The sequence below is a fragment of the Streptomyces hoynatensis genome (assembly GCF_003626535.1).
Lineage (GTDB): Bacteria > Actinomycetota > Actinomycetes > Streptomycetales > Streptomycetaceae > Streptomyces > Streptomyces hoynatensis.
On record NZ_RBAL01000010.1, the window covers coordinates 251,423 to 266,558 of the forward strand.

15 protein-coding genes and 1 pseudogene are annotated in these 15,136 nt (G+C 73.8%); 10 read left to right on the forward strand and 6 right to left on the reverse strand.

The annotated features are described in order from the left end of the window. Positions 1–170 precede the first annotated feature (170 nt). Genes D7294_RS18930 through D7294_RS18945 form a run of 4 tightly spaced genes read left to right on the forward strand, consistent with a single transcriptional unit; the run spans position 171 to position 5,003 of the window. Positions 171–1,502: an ABC transporter substrate-binding protein gene (locus D7294_RS18930; RefSeq protein ID WP_120681264.1), complete on the forward strand. Its 1,332-nt coding sequence runs from the start codon at positions 171–173 to the stop codon at positions 1,500–1,502. Positions 1,503–1,516: 14 nt separating this feature from the next. Beyond that, on the forward strand, positions 1,517–2,623 hold the full coding sequence (locus tag D7294_RS18935) for a carbohydrate ABC transporter permease (RefSeq protein WP_120681266.1): 1,107 nt from the start codon (positions 1,517–1,519) through the stop codon (positions 2,621–2,623). Continuing rightward, the gene (locus D7294_RS18940) at positions 2,623–3,528 is read left to right on the forward strand and encodes a carbohydrate ABC transporter permease (protein ID WP_120681268.1); all 906 of its coding nucleotides are present in this window, start codon (positions 2,623–2,625) and stop codon (positions 3,526–3,528) included. The genes D7294_RS18935 and D7294_RS18940 overlap by 1 nt, the downstream gene beginning before the upstream one ends. A 56-nt stretch (positions 3,529–3,584) precedes the next feature. After that, positions 3,585–5,003: a GH1 family beta-glucosidase gene (locus D7294_RS18945; RefSeq protein ID WP_120681270.1), complete on the forward strand. Its 1,419-nt coding sequence runs from the start codon at positions 3,585–3,587 to the stop codon at positions 5,001–5,003. 25 nt (positions 5,004–5,028) lie between these two features. Here D7294_RS18945 and D7294_RS18950 read toward each other — a convergent pair whose 3' ends face one another. Together D7294_RS18950 and D7294_RS18955 are read right to left on the reverse strand one after the other, a co-directional pair. Then, positions 5,029–6,798: a sensor histidine kinase gene (locus tag D7294_RS18950; RefSeq protein ID WP_241562469.1), complete on the reverse strand. Its 1,770-nt coding sequence runs from the start codon at positions 6,796–6,798 to the stop codon at positions 5,029–5,031. Further along, the gene (locus D7294_RS18955; protein WP_120681348.1) at positions 6,795–7,511 is read right to left on the reverse strand and encodes a response regulator transcription factor; all 717 of its coding nucleotides are present in this window, start codon (positions 7,509–7,511) and stop codon (positions 6,795–6,797) included. Before D7294_RS18955 ends, D7294_RS18950 begins: the two co-directional genes overlap by 4 nt. 65 nt (positions 7,512–7,576) lie before the next feature. Between D7294_RS18955 and D7294_RS18960 the strand changes: the two genes are divergently transcribed. The 3 genes and pseudogenes from D7294_RS18960 to D7294_RS33865 form a co-directional block, all read left to right on the forward strand. After that, positions 7,577–7,984, forward strand: coding sequence for a hypothetical protein (locus D7294_RS18960; protein WP_147450864.1), 408 nt, complete (start codon positions 7,577–7,579; stop codon positions 7,982–7,984). A gap of 109 nt (positions 7,985–8,093) precedes the next feature. After that, positions 8,094–8,393, forward strand: a complete 300-nt coding sequence (locus tag D7294_RS18965) for a TetR/AcrR family transcriptional regulator (protein WP_120681274.1) — start codon at positions 8,094–8,096, stop codon at positions 8,391–8,393. Then, positions 8,279–8,515 (forward strand): annotated as a pseudogene (locus tag D7294_RS33865) (SbtR family transcriptional regulator); the annotation flags it as partial. The gene D7294_RS18965 and the pseudogene D7294_RS33865, both read left to right, overlap by 115 nt. Before the next feature lie 50 nt (positions 8,516–8,565). Here D7294_RS33865 and D7294_RS18970 read toward each other — a convergent pair. Further along, a complete protein-coding gene (locus D7294_RS18970) occupies positions 8,566–9,495 on the reverse strand; it encodes a LysR family transcriptional regulator (protein WP_120681276.1) in 930 nt (309 codons plus the stop codon). Positions 9,496–9,617: 122 nt separating this feature from the next. Here D7294_RS18970 and D7294_RS18975 point away from each other — a divergent pair, with 122 nt between their 5' ends. Next, on the forward strand, positions 9,618–10,121 hold the full coding sequence (locus D7294_RS18975) for a DapH/DapD/GlmU-related protein (protein WP_120681278.1): 504 nt from the start codon (positions 9,618–9,620) through the stop codon (positions 10,119–10,121). Positions 10,122–10,217: 96 nt separating this feature from the next. On the opposite strand, the gene D7294_RS18980 is transcribed toward D7294_RS18975, so the two are convergent. Both D7294_RS18980 and D7294_RS18985 read right to left on the reverse strand, forming a co-directional pair. After that, positions 10,218–11,096, reverse strand: a complete 879-nt coding sequence (locus D7294_RS18980; RefSeq protein ID WP_120681280.1) for a spermidine synthase — start codon at positions 11,094–11,096, stop codon at positions 10,218–10,220. A gap of 87 nt (positions 11,097–11,183) precedes the next feature. Next, positions 11,184–11,567: a hypothetical protein gene (locus tag D7294_RS18985; RefSeq protein ID WP_120681282.1), complete on the reverse strand. Its 384-nt coding sequence runs from the start codon at positions 11,565–11,567 to the stop codon at positions 11,184–11,186. Positions 11,568–11,825: 258 nt separating this feature from the next. Here D7294_RS18985 and D7294_RS18990 point away from each other — a divergent pair, with 258 nt between their 5' ends. Continuing rightward, positions 11,826–13,145, forward strand: a complete 1,320-nt coding sequence (locus tag D7294_RS18990; protein ID WP_120681284.1) for an NsdA family TPR-like regulatory protein — start codon at positions 11,826–11,828, stop codon at positions 13,143–13,145. Positions 13,146–13,187: 42 nt separating this feature from the next. Here D7294_RS18990 and D7294_RS18995 read toward each other — a convergent pair whose 3' ends face one another. Further along, a complete protein-coding gene (locus D7294_RS18995) occupies positions 13,188–13,790 on the reverse strand; it encodes a histidine phosphatase family protein (RefSeq protein ID WP_120681286.1) in 603 nt (200 codons plus the stop codon). A gap of 221 nt (positions 13,791–14,011) precedes the next feature. Here D7294_RS18995 and D7294_RS19000 point away from each other — a divergent pair, with 221 nt between their 5' ends. Further along, on the forward strand, positions 14,012–14,986 hold the full coding sequence (locus D7294_RS19000) for a phosphatase PAP2 family protein (protein ID WP_120681288.1): 975 nt from the start codon (positions 14,012–14,014) through the stop codon (positions 14,984–14,986). Positions 14,987–15,136: the final 150 nt, after the last annotated feature.

Here is a 15,136-nt window from a genome sequence, read left to right on the forward strand (position 1 = left end):
CACTTGCCTCGGGCTTCGGGAACCCTTCAACCCATCACAACTGGGAGCGCTCCCACGCAACCGAAACCCTACAGATCCCGTACGTTCCGAGCCCAGGCACCCCCTATCCCCCACGTGTCGCACCACAGCTGGGAAGGCAACGTCAGTGTGCGCCAGGAGGACGACCCGTCATGCGTAACACAGTCCGCACCACCCGCCGGCCACTGAGCCGAACAAGCAGAGCTTTCGCCCTCGGTCTTTCCGCCACCCTCGCCGCCGGCCTCCTGGCCGCCTGTTCGAGCGATGACGACGACGGCAGCGGTGGCGACGGCGATCAGCTCACCCTCAGAGTCGGCGTCTTCGGCCAGTTCGGTTTCCAGGAGGCCGGGCTGTACGACGAGTACATGGAGCTGCACCCGGAGATCAAGATCGAGCAGGACTCCACCACGGAGAACGGCGACTACATCACCGCGCTGCGCACCCACCTCTCGCAGAACGCCGGCCTGGACGACATCCAGGCGATCGAGATCGGCAACATCGCCGAGATGACCCACGATCTGCCGGATGCCTGGGTCGACTTCAACGAGTACGACGTGGACACCAGCCACTTCATGCCCTTCAAGGTCGACCAGGCCACCGACGCCGACGGCCGGCTGATCGCCCTCGGGACCGACATCGGCCCGACCGGCATCTGCTACCGGACGGACTACTTCGAGCAGGCCGGGCTGCCGACCGACCCCGAGGCCGTCGGCGAGCTGTTCTCCTCCTGGGACTCCTACCTGGCGGCCGGCGAGGAGTTCAAGGAGAACGCCCCCGACGGGGTGACCTGGATGGACGCCGCGGGCGGCATGTTCAACGCGGTGGTCTCCGGCTACGAGGAGCGGTACACGAACGCCGCCGGCGAGGAGGTCTACGAGAACAGCGAGGCGGTCCAGACCGCCTGGGACTACGCCGTCCAGGCCGCCCAGGGGGACCTGACCGACGACGTCCAGCAGTTCACCGACCCGTGGAACGCCGCCATGACCAACGGCGCGTTCGCCACCCTGGCCGCCTGCCCGGCCTGGATGCTCGGCTACATCGCCTCCACCGCCGGTGAGGACCAGCAGGGCCTGTGGAACATCGCCGCCAGCCCTGCCCCGTCGAACTGGGGCGGCTCCTTCATCGGCGTTCCCGAGGCGAGCGACCACCACGACGAGGCCGTCGCCCTGGCCCAGTGGCTGACCGCCCCCGAGCAGCAGGCCAAGCTCTTCACCGAGCGCGGCAGCTACCCCAGCTCCGCCGAGGCGCAGCAGGCGCCGGAGGTGCTGAACGCGACCAACCCGTACTTCGGAGACGCCCCGATCGGGCAGTTCTTCTCCGAGGCCGCGGCGCAGATCCCCTCCAGCCCGATCGGCCCGAACGACCAGATCATCCAGGAGACGTTCACCAACCAGGCTCTGCTCTCCATCGAGCAGAACGGCACCGACCCCGACGACGCCTGGGACGACGCCCTGAGCTCGCTGGAAAACGCCCTCGCGGAATGACCCGGGACAGGTAGATGACGACTGACCGCACCAAGGCCGCGCCCCCCGCAGATGCGGGGGGCGCGGCCCCGCGCCTGACCAAGGAAACGCCGCCCGGCGAGGCGGCCCCCGACGACTCCGCCGCGAAGACCGCAGGGGGAACCACCAAGAAGCACGCCGCACAGGACCCGGCCTCCCGGGCCAAGCGGGAACGGCGCATGCGGTGGCGCTCGCGCCGCTACCGGTGGGACATCAAGTACAGCCCGTACGCCTTCATCTCGCCCTTCTTCCTCTTCTTCGCGGCCTTCGGCCTCTTCCCACTGCTCTACACGGGCTGGGCCTCGCTGCACTCGGTCTCCTTCGTCCACCCCAACGACATGGAGTGGAACGGCATCGAGAACTTCACGCGGCTGTGGGACGACGAGTTCTTCTGGCGGGCCCTGCGCAACACCTTCTTCATCGGCGTCATCTCGACGGTGCCGCAGCTGGCGATGGCCCTGGGCCTGGCCCACCTGCTGAACTACCGGCTGCGCGGCAGCATGTTCTGGCGCGTCGCGATGCTGACCCCCTACGCCACCTCGATCGCGGCGGCCTCCATGGTCTTCGCCATGCTGTTCGGCCGCGACTACGGCGCGATCAACTGGGGTCTCGGCTTCCTCGGGATCGACAACATCGACTGGCGGGCCGGCGACTGGACCTCCAAGATCGCCGTCTCCTCGATCGTGATCTGGCGGTGGACCGGCTACAACACGCTGATCTACCTGGCCTCCATGCAGGCCATCCCGAACGATCTCTACGAGTCGGCGGCGCTCGACGGCGCCTCCCGCTGGCAGCAGTTCCGCAACGTCACGCTGCCGATGCTGCGGCCCACGCTGCTGTTCACCATCGTGGTCTCCACGATCGGCGCCACCCAGCTGTTCGGCGAGCCGATGCTCTTCAACGACGGCGACCCCGGCGGCGGCTCGCAGGGCCAGTTCCAGACGCTCGGCCTGTACATGTACGACATGGGCTGGACCAACCGGAACCTCGGCCGGTCCGCGGCGATCGCCTGGACGATGTTCCTGATCCTCATCTTCATCGGGCTGATCTACTGGGCGCTCTCCCGATGGGTGAGCAGCAACACCCTCGAGGAGTCCTCGTAATGGCCACCACCACCCAGAGCACGCCGCTCAGCAGCCGTGAGCCGGCGACACGGCGCCGCAGGCGCCGCCGCGCGGGCAGCGCGGGCCGCCAGATGCACGCCGGCTGGCTGACGTACACCATCCTGACGCTTTTCACCATCGGGTCGCTCTACCCGCTGGTGTGGCAGATGTTCGCCTCCTCGTGGGACAACTCGCGGCTGAACAAGCCGACCCCGCCGTTCTGGTTCGGCCCCAGGCTGTGGCACAACCTGGACGAGGCCTGGAACACGGGCAACATGGGCCACGCGATGGTCAACACGCTGTTCGTCGCCAGCTGCATCACCGTCTCGACGGTGCTGTTCGCGACCCTGGCCGGCTTCGCCTTCGCCAAGCTGCGCTTCCGGGCGAAGAACCTGCTGATGCTGCTCGTCATCGGGACGATGATGGTGCCGCCCCAGCTGACCGTGGTGCCGATGTTCATGGCCGTGGCCAAGCTGGAGTGGACCGACCACCTCCAGGCAGTCATCCTGCCGATGATGGTCAGCGCCTTCGGCGTCTTCTTCATGCGGCAGTACCTCTCCCAGGCGCTGCCCGGCGAGCTGATCGAGGCCGCCAGGGTGGACGGGGCCAGCAGCCTTCGCGTGGTGTGGCACGTGGTGTTCCCCGCGGCGCGGCCCGCCATGGCCGTGCTGGCGATGCTGACCTTCGTCATGGCGTGGAACGAGTTCTTCTGGCCGATCATCGCGCTCACCCAGCAGAACCCGACCGTGCAGGTCGCGCTGACCAACCTGGGCCGGGGCTATGTGCCGGACAACGGCATCATCATGGCCGGCGCACTGATCGGCACGCTGCCGCTGCTCCTCGCGTTCGTGGTGTTCGGCCGGCAGATCGTCGGCGGCATCATGAACGGGGCTCTCAAAGGCTGAGCTCCCGCCCAGCCGTTCGACATCCCCCCTCTCCGAGCAAGAATGGGAGCGCTTCCATGACTCAAAACCCACCCCGGGCCTTTCCGGCCGACTTCCTCTGGGGCTCGGCCACCGCCTCCTACCAGATCGAGGGCGCGGCGCGCGAGGACGGCCGCACCCCCTCCATCTGGGACACCTTCGCCCACACGCCGGGCAAGGTGTTCGCGGGAGACACCGGCGACGTGGCCTGCGACCACTACCACCGCTGGCGCGAGGACATCGACCTGATGTCGGAACTCGGCCTCGGCGCCTACCGGTTCTCGGTGTCCTGGTCGCGCGTCCAGCCCACCGGCCGCGGCCCGGCCGTGCAGCGCGGCCTCGACTTCTACCGGCAGCTGGTGGACGGCCTGCTGGAGAAGGGCATCACGCCGGTGGTCACCCTGTACCACTGGGACCTCCCGCAGGACCTGGAGGACACCGGCGGCTGGCCCGAGCGGGAGACGGCGGAGCGTTTCGCCGAGTACGCCCGGATCGTGGGCGAGGCGCTCGGCGACCGCGTGAAGCTGTGGGCCACCCTCAACGAGCCCTTCTGCAGCTCCTTCCTCGGCTACGGCTCCGGCGTGCACGCGCCGGGGCGGCACGAGCCGGAGGCGGTGCTGAAGTCGGCGCACCACCTCAACCTGGCGCACGGCCTCGGCGTGCAGGCCCTGCGCTCGGTGCTGCCGCGGGACGCCCAGATCGGCGTGTCGCTCAACCCGGGCGTCATCCGCCCGCGGACCGACGCGCCCGCCGACCTCGACGCCGCGCGGCGCATCGACGCGCTGCACACCAGGATCTTCTCCGACCCGATGCTGCACGGCGGCTACCCGGCCGACCTGCGGGAGGACACCGCGCGCGTGAGCGACTGGTCCTTCGTGCGCCCGGGCGACGAGGCCACGATCCACCAGGAGATCGACTTCCTCGGGCTGAACTACTACACGCCGACGATCGTCTCCGCGCCCAGCGGCGAGGAGCGGGTCGCGGGCAACGACGGCCACGGCGTCTCCGAGTACTCCCAGTGGGTCGGCTCCGAGGACGTCGAGTTCCACCCGGCGCCCGGCGAGCGCACGGACATGGGCTGGGCCGTCGACCCCACGGGCCTGACCGACCTGCTGCTGCGCTTCCACCGCGAGGCGCCCGGCGTGGCCCTCTACATCACGGAGAACGGCGCCGCCTTCGAGGACAAGCCGGACGCGTCCGGCGCGGTCCACGACCCGGAGCGGATCGCGTACCTGCACGGGCACCTCACGGCCGTGCACAAGGCGATCGAGCAGGGCGCGGACGTCCGCGGCTACTACGTCTGGTCGCTGCTGGACAACTTCGAGTGGGCCTACGGCTACAGCAAGCGCTTCGGCGTCGTCCACGTGGACTTCGAGACGCTGGAGCGGACCCCGAAGTCGAGCGCCCGCTGGTACGCCTCGGTGGCGGCCGCGAACGAGTTGCCGGCGCTCGCCTGACCCGCGGGCAGCAGCCGCCGGGGCGCTAACGACGCGTCCGCCGGCGCGCTTTCTCCCACACACTCCCCGTGCCCATCCCGGAAACCTTTCCGGAGCCCGCCCCGGCGCCGGCTTCGGGAAGGTGGGCAGGGGACACCTGGCCCCGTGCCCGGTGCCGCGTCCCGCGGCGCCGGGCCGGGGCCTGCCCTCTGCCGGCGAGCCCGCCGTCCAGCGCGAGCCACAGCCGGATCTCGGCGCCGCCGAGCACCGAGCGCCCGATGCGCAGGTCGCCGCCGGTCGACTCGGCCAGGCGCCTGGCGATGTCGAGTCCGAGGCCGGTCGAACCCGGCCCGCCGGCGCCCTGGCCGCGGCGCAGCGCCGCCTCGGGGTCCGCGATGCCGGGGCCCGCGTCGGAGACCAGGACGATGACGGCGTCGCCCGCGCCGCCCGCCCGGTGCACGTCCACGGCGAAGGCGGTGCCCTCCGGGGTGTGCCGGAAGACGTTGCCGAGCAACGCGTCGAGGGCGGCGGCGAGTTCGGCCCTGGCCACCGGCACCCGCAGCGGCTGGTCCACGCCGGCGAGGCTGGCCTCGCGCCCCTCGTCCTCGGCGAGCGCCGACCAGAACTCCATCCGTTCCCTGATCACCTCGGCCGCGTCCGGGTACTCCCCGCGCCCGCCGCCAGGGCCCGCGGCGCGCTGGGCGCGGGCGGTGCGGATGATCTGGTCCACCTGCCGCTCCAGCTGGGCGACGGCCTGCCTGGTCTGCTCGGCGGCGTCGCCCTCGCCGAGGGAGGCGGTGTTGAGCCTGAGCACGGTGAGCGGGGTGCGCAGCCGGTGCGAGAGGTCGGCGGCCAGCTCCCGCTCGTTCGCCAGCAGCCTGGCCACCTGATCGGCCATGGCGTTGAACGCCAGGGCGGCGGAACGGAGTTCCGGCGGGCCGTCCGGGCCCACCGGCACCCGCACCCCCAGCCTGCCGCGGCCGAGTTCGCGGGCGGCGTGGGCGAGGCCGGCCGTGGCGCGGACGGTGCGGCGGCCGAGGCGGTCGGCGACCAGCACGGCGCCCACCACCAGGGCGAGGCCGAGCGCGCCGAGGACGAGCCAGGCGGTGGCGACCCCGGAGGCCAGCTCGGCCTCGGGCACGAAGACCTCCACGACGGCGGTCCCGCCGCCCGCGGCGGGAACCGGCTGCAGCAGCGCGGCGCCGCCGGCCACGCTCCGGGTGGCCGCCTCCCCCGAGTCCGCCGCCTCCCGCGCCTGTGCGGGGCCGGTCCTCGGCTCCCCCACCACCGCCCCGAAGCCCGCGGCGGCGCCCTCCCCGTCCGGCGCCGCGGAGCCGTCGGCGGCCCCGTCCTGTCGCGTGGCCCCGTCCTCTTGCGGGGCCCCCTCCTGTCGCGTGGAGCGCGCCGCGCCGGTGGCCGCGTCCCGGGCCGGGGGCGGGCTCCCCGGCTCCCCGGCGGCGGTGGCCTGCCCGGCCGCGCCGCCGCCCGTCTCGTCCCCGGTCGTCTCGTCCCCGGTGGTCTCCGGGTCCGCGGTCGTCTCCGGGTCCCCGGTGGTCTCCGGGTCCGCGGCGGCGGCCGGCAGCCGGACGGCGACGCGGCCCGCCGCCCCCGCCTCGGTGCCGGCGACGGCCCGCGCCAGCTCCTCGCGGTCGGTGGTGACGGCAAGCGCGGGCCCGAGCAGGGCGGCCTGCTGCGCGGCGTTGTGCAGCGCCCGGTCCTCGGCCGTCTCCCTGACCAGCAGGCCGAGCGGCACGCCGAAGGCCACGACCACCGTCGCCGTGACCGCGAGCAGGATGCGGACCAGGGCCCACCTCATGCCGTGCCTTCCCCCGGCGTCCCCGGCGGCTCCAGCTTCACGCCCACGCCCCGCAGCGTGTGCAGGTAGCGCGGCCTGGCCGCGGTCTCGCCCAGCTTGCGCCGCAGCCAGGACAGGTGGACGTCGATGGTCTGGTCGTCGCCGTAGGACTGCCGCCACACCTGGGTGAGCAGCTCCTTGCGGGAGACGACGACGCCCGGCCGCTGCGCGAGGAAGGCCAGCAGGTCGAACTCCCTGCGGGTGAGGTCGAGCGGCTCGCCGTCCAGGCGGGCCACGCGGCGCTGCGGGTCGACGGCGAGCCCGCCCACCCGCAGCACGCCCTCGCGGCCCCCGTCCCGCCCGCCCGAGGCGCCGCCCGCGCGCCGGAGCACTGCGGACATCCGCGCGGAGAGGTGCTCGACGGAGAACGGCTTGACGAGGTAGTCGTCCGCGCCGTCGTTGAGCAGCCGCACGATCTCCGCCTCGTCGTCGCGCGCGGTGGCGATGATCACCGGCACGTCCGTGATGCCGCGGAGCATTTTCAGCGCCTCGCGGCCGTCGAGATCGGGGAGCCCGAGGTCCAGGATCACCACCTCGAAGCCGACCTGGGACACCTCGCGCAGCGCCTGGAGGGCGGTGCCCACGCTGCGCACGCTGTGGCCCGCGGCGGTGAGATGCCTGATGAGGGCCGATCGCACGAATTGGTCGTCCTCCACCACAAGCACATGCGCCATGCGCCGCACCGTACGCCATTAGGGTGGCGGGTAAGCAGCCGTTCCTCGTCCGGTTGGGAGTCCGGTTGGCAGTCCGGGTGAGAAACGCCCTCGGCTGGGTCGCCGCCACGTGCCTGGCGGCCGGGGTCGCCTGGCTCGGGGTGCGCGGGGTGCTCGGGCCGCCGGAGAACGCGCCACAGGCCGTCTCCCTCCCCGGCCCGGGCGCGGACGCCGGCCTCCCGGAGGCCTCCTCCACGCGCCGGCCGCCGCAGGGCCCCGGCGGGCAGACGGTGGCGACCGTGGGCGGCGAGGCCGTGTTCGACCTGGGCCCGGTCACGGCCCGCCTGCTGTCCGCCACCCCGGCCCGTGGCTGGGAGGTGGACGTCGCCCAGGACGAGCGGCGGATACGCGTCCGCTTCACCCAGGACGGGCAGTCGGTCACGGTCGTGTGCAGCTTCGCGCAGCCGCCGCCGACGATCCGCACCTACCGCTAGCCGCGTCGTTCGGACCACCGCTCGCCGGTCGACGCCTCTCGCCGGCTGACGCCCCGCCACCGGCAGCGACGTCTTCCGCGATCACGGCGTCGACGCCCCGCTTGACGAGATCGCCCGCCGGGCCGGCGTCGGCAACGCCACGATGTACCGGCACTTCCCGACGCGTCGCGAACTGATCATCGCCGTCTACTCCGGGGAAGTGGCCGCACTCTGCGCCCGGAGCCGGTCCCTGCTGACCGAGGACCCTCCCGCCGACGCCCTCTTCCGGCCGGCTTCAGGCTTTCCTCGCACACGGTGGCGGCCAGGCGAAAACCGGCGCTGTCGCTCACCGATGACCGTACGGGCCGGCGATCGGCACGGTTCGACCGCCGGCACCGCTCGATGCACACCGCCGCGTCCGCGCTGCTGAGCCGGGCGCAAAGCGCCGGTGCGGTCCGTGCCGGCCTCAACGCGTCGGACCTGCTCGCCTTGGCCAACGGGATCGCCCTGGCCGCCACCGACGCCACTCGGGCGGAGCGACTCGTCGCCCTGGTCAGGCAGGGCACGGACACTCCGCCGACGGGCTTGGGGCACAAACGGCGTCAGCCGCACGCCCAGCGTGGCACCCAGGCGTCGCCGGGTGTCCCGGGTGCCGTCACGCGGAGGTGGCGGCGCAGCCCGGTCAGCACCGGGTGCCTGTCTCCGGTGCGGAACAGCAAGGTGTGCGGGTACACCGGCGTCGGGTCGTGCAGGGGGATGCGCCGCAGGTCGTGGGCCGGGGGCCACAGGTACCTGTCTCCGGCGCCGACGAGGGTGGCCGCCGAGGCCGAGTCGGCCAGGGTGTCCAGGAGGGCGTCGTCGCCGAAGTGGGGGCCGCGCGCGTCGATGCTCAGCCCGAACTCCCCGGCCAGCGCCTCGTAGAACGCCGCCCACTCGGTGCCGGGCCGGATTCCGGGAACCCAGAGGCGGTGCCCCGCAAGGTCGGCGGGCCTGATCGCGGTGGCGTTCGCCAGCGGGTGGGCGGGGCCGGCCAGGAGCTGCACGGGGGTGTCCAGGAGCCGTTCGGCGCTGATTCCGGCAGGGACCTGGTCCGCCGGCAGTGCGCGGAAGGAGGCGTCGGCCTCCCCCAGCAGCACGGCCTGGGCCGCCTGCGCCGCGTTCTCCTGGCCCCTGGCGAGCACGTCCAGGCCGGTCCTGGGGCGGGAGCGGTAGAACCGGTAGACGGCCTGGGCGGGGGCGATGCGCCGGTTGAGGACGTCGACCCGCAGGGACCTGCTTCCCGGCCGCACGGCGCGCTCGGCCTGTTCGACGGCGGCCAGGACCTTCCTGGCGTGACGCAGGAAGACCCGTCCCTCCGCGCTCAGCCGGGACCCGTGGGGGGTCCGCACCAGGAGGGCGACGTCGAGGTGCCTCTCCAGGCCCGCGATCCGCTTGGACACCGCCTGCGGGGTGATGCCGAGTTCGTCGGCCGCCGCCTGGAATTGCCCGCCGTCGGCCACCGCCACGAACGTCCGGACCGCTTCGACATCCACCCCCGGAGCCTAGCGCCACAACCAGTGGTTGTGGCCGACCCCCCTGGAGGTTGTTTGCTTTCGAGGTCGCCGCGTTGATTCACTCCCGGCGATCACACGGTGGTTGTGGCCGGGAGGACGGAATGGACTTTGCACAGCGGGTGCGGCGGGCGATCGGCATGGCCGAGCGGATCAACACGCTCACGTATGCCCAGCAGGAGGAGATCCACCAGCGGTGGACCGAGCTCACCGGGCAGGCGGTGGACGAGACCTTCCACCTGATCCCACCCGTCTACACCGACCACGGCGTGCACATCCGGCTGGGCCGCAACGTCTTCGTGAACCAGGGCTGCCGCTTCAACGACATCGGCGGCATAGAGATCGGTGACGACGTGATGCTCGGCCCGAACGTCAGCCTGATCTCCTCGGGGCACCCGCTGGACCCGGCACGGCGGCGTACCGGGATCACGTCGGCCCCGATCCGGATCGAACGCAACGTCTGGATCGGGGCGTCCGCCGTGATCCTGCAGGGGGTGACCGTCGGTGCCGACGCCGTGGTCGCCGCCGGTGCCGTCGTGACCCGTGACGTTCCCGCCCGGAGCCTCGTCGCGGGGGTACCGGCGAGGGTGATCAAGGCGATCGACTGAGTGCGCCGGGGCCACCTCCCCGGCTCCTTTTGCGCAGGGCCCGCCCGGCGGCCCGGTCCCGGCGCCGCACGCGCGGAGCCGGGGCGGGGGCGGCGGTCAGCCGAAGAGTTCGCTCGGCGGGGGCGGCGAGGGCACGGCGGTGGCGTCGGTGCGCACGGGGGCGCCCGCCGTGAAGTCGGCGAGCTCCCGCCCGGCGAGGAGGCGGGCCGCGCAGGGATCGGCGGCGCAGCGCCGGCCGAGTTCGGCGGCGGGCAGGGCGCCCTCGGACGCGGCGAGCACGCCGTTGCCGAAGCGCCGGCCGCGCAGCAGCGCGGGCTCGGCGATCAGGCAGACCTCGGGGAACCGGCTGGCGGCGGTGGCGACCTGGGACCGCAGGAAGGCGAGCGGCGGGCCGTCGGTGAGGTTGGCCGCGTACAGGCCGCCGGGCCGCAACGCCCGCCTGACCTCGTCGAGGAACTCGCCGCTGGCGCAGTGCGCCGGCGTGCGCCCCCCGTCGAAGACGTCGGTGATGACGAGGTCGGCCCAGCCCTCGGGGAGCTTGCCGAGCAGCGCCCTGGCGTCCAGCTCCCGCACCTTGATCCGCGCGGCCTCCGGCAGCGGCAGGGCGCGGCGGACCAGCGCGGTCAGCCGGCTGTCCGGCTCGGCGACCTGCTGGGTGGAGCGCGGCCTGGTCACGGCGACGTAGCGGGCCAGGGTCAGCGCGCCGCCGCCCAGGTGGACGACCTGGAGCGGCCGGCCGGGCGGGGCGGCGAGGTCGGCGAGGTGGCCGAGGCGGCGCTGGTACTCGAAGACGAGCCTGGTGGGTTCCGCGAGGTCCACGTGCGACTGCGGGGCGCCCTCGATCAGCAGCTCCCAGGCGCCCGGCCGCCCGGGGTCGGGGAGCAATTGCGCGAGCCCGCCGCCCACGGTCTCCCCGATCGGCTGCCTGCCGTCCGCCCCGCGCCCGCGCCGCTGCCGCTGTCCGTGCTTGCCCACCCCTCAAGTGTGCGGCCGGGCGGCGGCGCGCCCCAGGCCGGGGCGGCCGTTCGCCGGGCCGGAAGGCCCGCGGGAAGCCGCCGTGCCTCAGCGGGCGGCGCGCAGCTGGTGGCAGCGGTCGACGACCGCGAGCAGGCTGGCGGCCTCACGCAGCGCCGCGCGCAGCGGCTCCGGCTCGGTGACCACGCGCACGGCGCCCTCCGGCGGCACCAGCCAGCGGGTGCCGGTCACCGGCGGGCCGGAGACGGGCCCGTGCTGCCGCCCGCGGTAGGTCTGGGTGCAGGCGCTGCCCGGCAGGTCCCAGCGCTCGGCGGTGCCCGGCGGCACGAGGAAGCCCAGGGTGTCCCCTTCCCTGTCGTGCAGCACCGGGCCCACGCCGTGCCGCAGGCGCAGGATGTCGACGGCTTCCAGCCCTTCCCGGGCCGGAACGGTGACCAGATCGCACGGCGCCCCTTCGCCGGTGTCCGCCATGAGGCTCCTCCTGTGAGCTGTCGGTTCCCATGTCCAACGCGCAACGGGCGTCAAGGGCTACGGCCGGATGCCACCGAAACGGCTGGCACTTCATGGCATATCGAGAAAGAGACATCCCGTTTGTAGGGAATTCGCCGCCGAACAGCCCGTGACGGCACGGCGACGGGGAGTACGGTCCCGGGCATGCCGACCCCTCCCCCCGGTTCCCTCGGTTCCTCCGGCTCTTCTGGTTCTCCCGGTTCTCCCGGTTCTCCCGGGATGCGTCCCAACCACGTCTTCCGGGAGCTGCGCGGGGGGCTGTCCCCCGGCGAGTTCGCGGCCGCCGTGCGGCGGGCGGCACGGGAGATCGGCGAACGGGTCTGCTGCGACGCCCGGTACATCGGCCGCGTCGAGTCGGGCGACATCAGATGCCCTAATTACGCGTACGAACGGGTATTCCTCCACATGTACCCGGGCCGTTCGCTGACCGATCTCGGCTTCGAGCCCCGGCAGTCGGTGCGTGGCCGCGGACGGCGCGCCGCGTTCCCCGCCGCGCGCCGGACCCCCCATACCGAGGACCCGGAGGAGGGCGACGTGCTGCGACGTGCGTTCATGACCGGCGGCCCCGCCGCCGTGGCTTCCCTTGCCGCGCTGGGGGCGCTGCCCGCCACCGCCGCGGCCGCCAGGGCGGCGGCGCGGCCGGGCGAACGGGAGGCGGCCGCCGTACACGAGACGGTCCGCGAGATCCGCGTGCTCGACGACCGCCACGGGGCGGACGCGCTCTACCGGCCGGCCGCCGAGGCGCTGCGTTCGGCCTACCAGCTGCTCGACGCGGGGGCGCGCAGCCCGGCGGCCGGCGCGTCACTGCACGCGGGCGCCGGGGAGCTCGCCCTCTCCGTCGGCTGGCTGGCCCACGACTCGGGACGGTTCGGCGACGCCCGCTCCCACTACGCCGAGGCCCTGGCCACCGCCAGGGTGAGCGGCGACGCGGCGCTCGAGGCGCATGCCTTCTGCAACGCCTCCTTCCTCGCGCGGTCCGCGGGCCGCCCCCGGGAGGCCGTGCGGGCGGCGCAGGCGGGGCAGGCGGCGGCCAGGCGGCTCGGCCTGCCGCACCTGACCTCGCTGCTCGCGCTGCGCGAGGCGGGCGGCTGGGCGGGGCTCGGCGACCGGGGCGGCTGCGAGCAGGCGCTCGCGCTGGCGCACAGGCACTACGAGCGCGGGGCGCACGCGGCGCACGCCGCGCCCGAGTGGATGTCCTTCTTCAACGACGCGGAGTTCGCGAGCCTGCACGCGCAGTGCCTGGTCTCGCTGGGCGAGCCGGCGCGGGCCGCCGAGGTGCTGGGGGAGGCGGTGGCCGCCGCGAGCCGCGATCCGCACTTCGCGCGGAACGGCGCGCTGTACGCGGCGGAGCTCTCCGCCGCCCTCGCGGACTGCGGGCGGCCCGAGGAGGCCGCGCGCCACGGCCGCCGGGCCCTCGACCTGCTCGGGCAGGTGCGTTCCACGCGGATCAGGCTGCTGCTGGCGGACACCGCGGCCCGGCTGCGCCCGGCGCGCCGCGACGCGGGCGTCGCCGACTTCCTCGCCCGCACCGCCGCCTGAACCCGGCGGCCTCGCGCCCGGGCCTCAGGCCGGCGGCGCGCCTCAGGCGGCGTCCAGGTGGCCGGTGTCGTTCCAGCGCTCGATGGCCGGCTCGCCGTACGCCCAGCCGAGCACGCAGACCGCGGCGGCGTCGAGGCGCAGCCTGGCCGCGAAGTCCACCTCGCGGCCCAGCCAGCGGGCGGCGATCGCGCGCAGGATGTGGCCGTGCGCGAAGAGCACGACGTCCCGGCCCACGTCCCTGGCCCAGGACACCACGGAGTCGGCCCGCGCCGAGAGCTCGGCGAGGGTCTCGCCGCCGGTGACGCCGTGCCGCCAGATCACCCAGCCCTGGCCGCGCCGCTCGGCGATCTCCCGCGGCGTGAGCCCTTCCTCCTGGCCGTAGTCCCACTCGTGCAGGGCCTCCCAGCCGGCCGCCCGGTCGCCGAACCCGGCCAGCTCGCAGGTGTCCCTGGCGCGGGCGAGCGGGCTGGTGCGCACCTCGGCGTCCGGGAGCCCGTGCCAGGGGGCGCGGCGCAGCCGCTCGCCCAGGGCCCTGGCCTGGGCCCTGCCCTCCGCGAGCAGCGGCACATCGGTGAGCCCGGTGTGCCGCCCGGCCTGGGACCAGGCCGTTCGCCCGTGCCGGACCAGAACGACGCGCGCTGCCATCACCGTTTCTCCGCTCGTCTCGCGTCTGTCATATCCGCTGTTCATCATCTCGCAGGCAACCGAAGCGCCGTCCCCCGGCGTCTGTTCCTCCGGGCTTCGGCTTACGGTTGACTAATCTCCCGCCGATTCTCCGGCCCGGCCGGAGGCGCGATGGCGGAAGATGGATCTACAACAGCGATCACGACGAGGGCGACAGCGAAGTGAGTATGGAGTCTGACCGCATGCCCCGGGACCGGCCGCGCTGGTGGACCGAGCTGCTGCTGATCGTGGTCGTCTACGGGGCGTACTCCGGAGCACGGCTGCTGGCCAGGGGCGACGTCGGCACCGCCGTGGACAACGGCATGCGCATCCTGCGCCTGGAGAACGCGCTGTGGCTGCACCCCGAGGTCCAGCTGAACGAGCTGTTCACCGAGGAGGCGTGGCTGGGGGTGCCCTCCTCGTTCGCCTACGCCTCGCTGCACTACATCGTGACGCCCGCGATCCTGGTGTGGCTCTTCCGCTCCCGGCCCCTGCACTACCGGCTGATGCGCACCTGGCTGCTCGTCTCCACGCTGATGGGCCTGGTCGGCTTCACCCTGCTGCCGACCTGCCCCCCGCGGCTGCTGCCCGGCGGGCAGGGCTTCGTGGACAGCCTCGCCCAGTACGCGGACTACGGCTGGTGGGCGGACGACGCGAGCGCCCCGAGCGGCATGGGCAACTTCACCAACCAGTACGCGGCCATGCCCAGCCTGCACGTCGGCTGGTCGCTGTGGTGCGGCGTCGCCCTGTGGCACTACGGCCGCAACCCGGTGCTGCGCACCCTGGCCGTGGGCTATCCGCTGATCACGACGATGGTCGTCATGGGCACGGGCAACCACTACTTCACCGACGCCGTGGCCGGCGTCGCGGTGATGACGCTGGGCCTGCTGCTGGCCAGGCCGCTGCTGCGGCTGTCCGACCGGGTACAGCTGCGCCTCGGCTTCGGCGTGCCGGTCCCGCGCCCCGCCTACGAGGGCATCCCGGCGCAGGCCACGAGCCCCGAGGCGAACGGTGCGGCCGGCGGCCGTGAGCCGCGCCGCGAGGCCGCGGGCGAGCCGGGAGACGAGACGGCGGACGACGCGGCGGCCGCGGCGGGGGCACGGCCGGGCGGCGCCCTCGACGGCCCGGCGCCGCGCCGGGGAAAGCCGGGGAACGAACGGCCGGCGCCACCGTCCTGAGCCGCGCCCCGGGGATTCGGCTGCCGGGCGCGCCCCCACGCACGCGGGGGGCGCGCCCTCCGCGCGTCCGCCCCCACCCACCCCACCTCCGGCCTCCCGGCCTCCTCACGCCCCCTCCACGCCCTCCCGCCCCCCTGGCGCGTCCTCCCG

Excerpts from the sequence above, each read along its gene's own strand:
- D7294_RS18945 (WP_120681270.1), top strand. The coding sequence starts at position 3,585 with ATGACTCAAAACCCACCCCGGGCCTTTCCGGCCGACTTCCTCTGGGGC.
- D7294_RS18975 (WP_120681278.1), top strand. The coding sequence starts at position 9,618 with ATGGACTTTGCACAGCGGGTGCGGCGGGCGATCGGCATGGCCGAGCGG.
- D7294_RS18990 (WP_120681284.1), top strand. The coding sequence starts at position 11,826 with ATGCGTCCCAACCACGTCTTCCGGGAGCTGCGCGGGGGGCTGTCCCCC.
- D7294_RS18950 (WP_241562469.1), bottom strand. The coding sequence starts at position 6,798 with ATGAGGTGGGCCCTGGTCCGCATCCTGCTCGCGGTCACGGCGACGGTG.
- D7294_RS19000 (WP_120681288.1), top strand. The coding sequence starts at position 14,012 with ATGCCCCGGGACCGGCCGCGCTGGTGGACCGAGCTGCTGCTGATCGTG.
- D7294_RS18940 (WP_120681268.1), top strand. The coding sequence starts at position 2,623 with ATGGCCACCACCACCCAGAGCACGCCGCTCAGCAGCCGTGAGCCGGCG.
- D7294_RS18930 (WP_120681264.1), top strand. The coding sequence starts at position 171 with ATGCGTAACACAGTCCGCACCACCCGCCGGCCACTGAGCCGAACAAGC.
- D7294_RS18995 (WP_120681286.1), bottom strand. The coding sequence starts at position 13,790 with ATGGCAGCGCGCGTCGTTCTGGTCCGGCACGGGCGAACGGCCTGGTCC.
- D7294_RS18985 (WP_120681282.1), bottom strand. The coding sequence starts at position 11,567 with ATGGCGGACACCGGCGAAGGGGCGCCGTGCGATCTGGTCACCGTTCCG.
- D7294_RS18955 (WP_120681348.1), bottom strand. The coding sequence starts at position 7,511 with ATGGCGCATGTGCTTGTGGTGGAGGACGACCAATTCGTGCGATCGGCC.
- D7294_RS18935 (WP_120681266.1), top strand. The coding sequence starts at position 1,517 with ATGACGACTGACCGCACCAAGGCCGCGCCCCCCGCAGATGCGGGGGGC.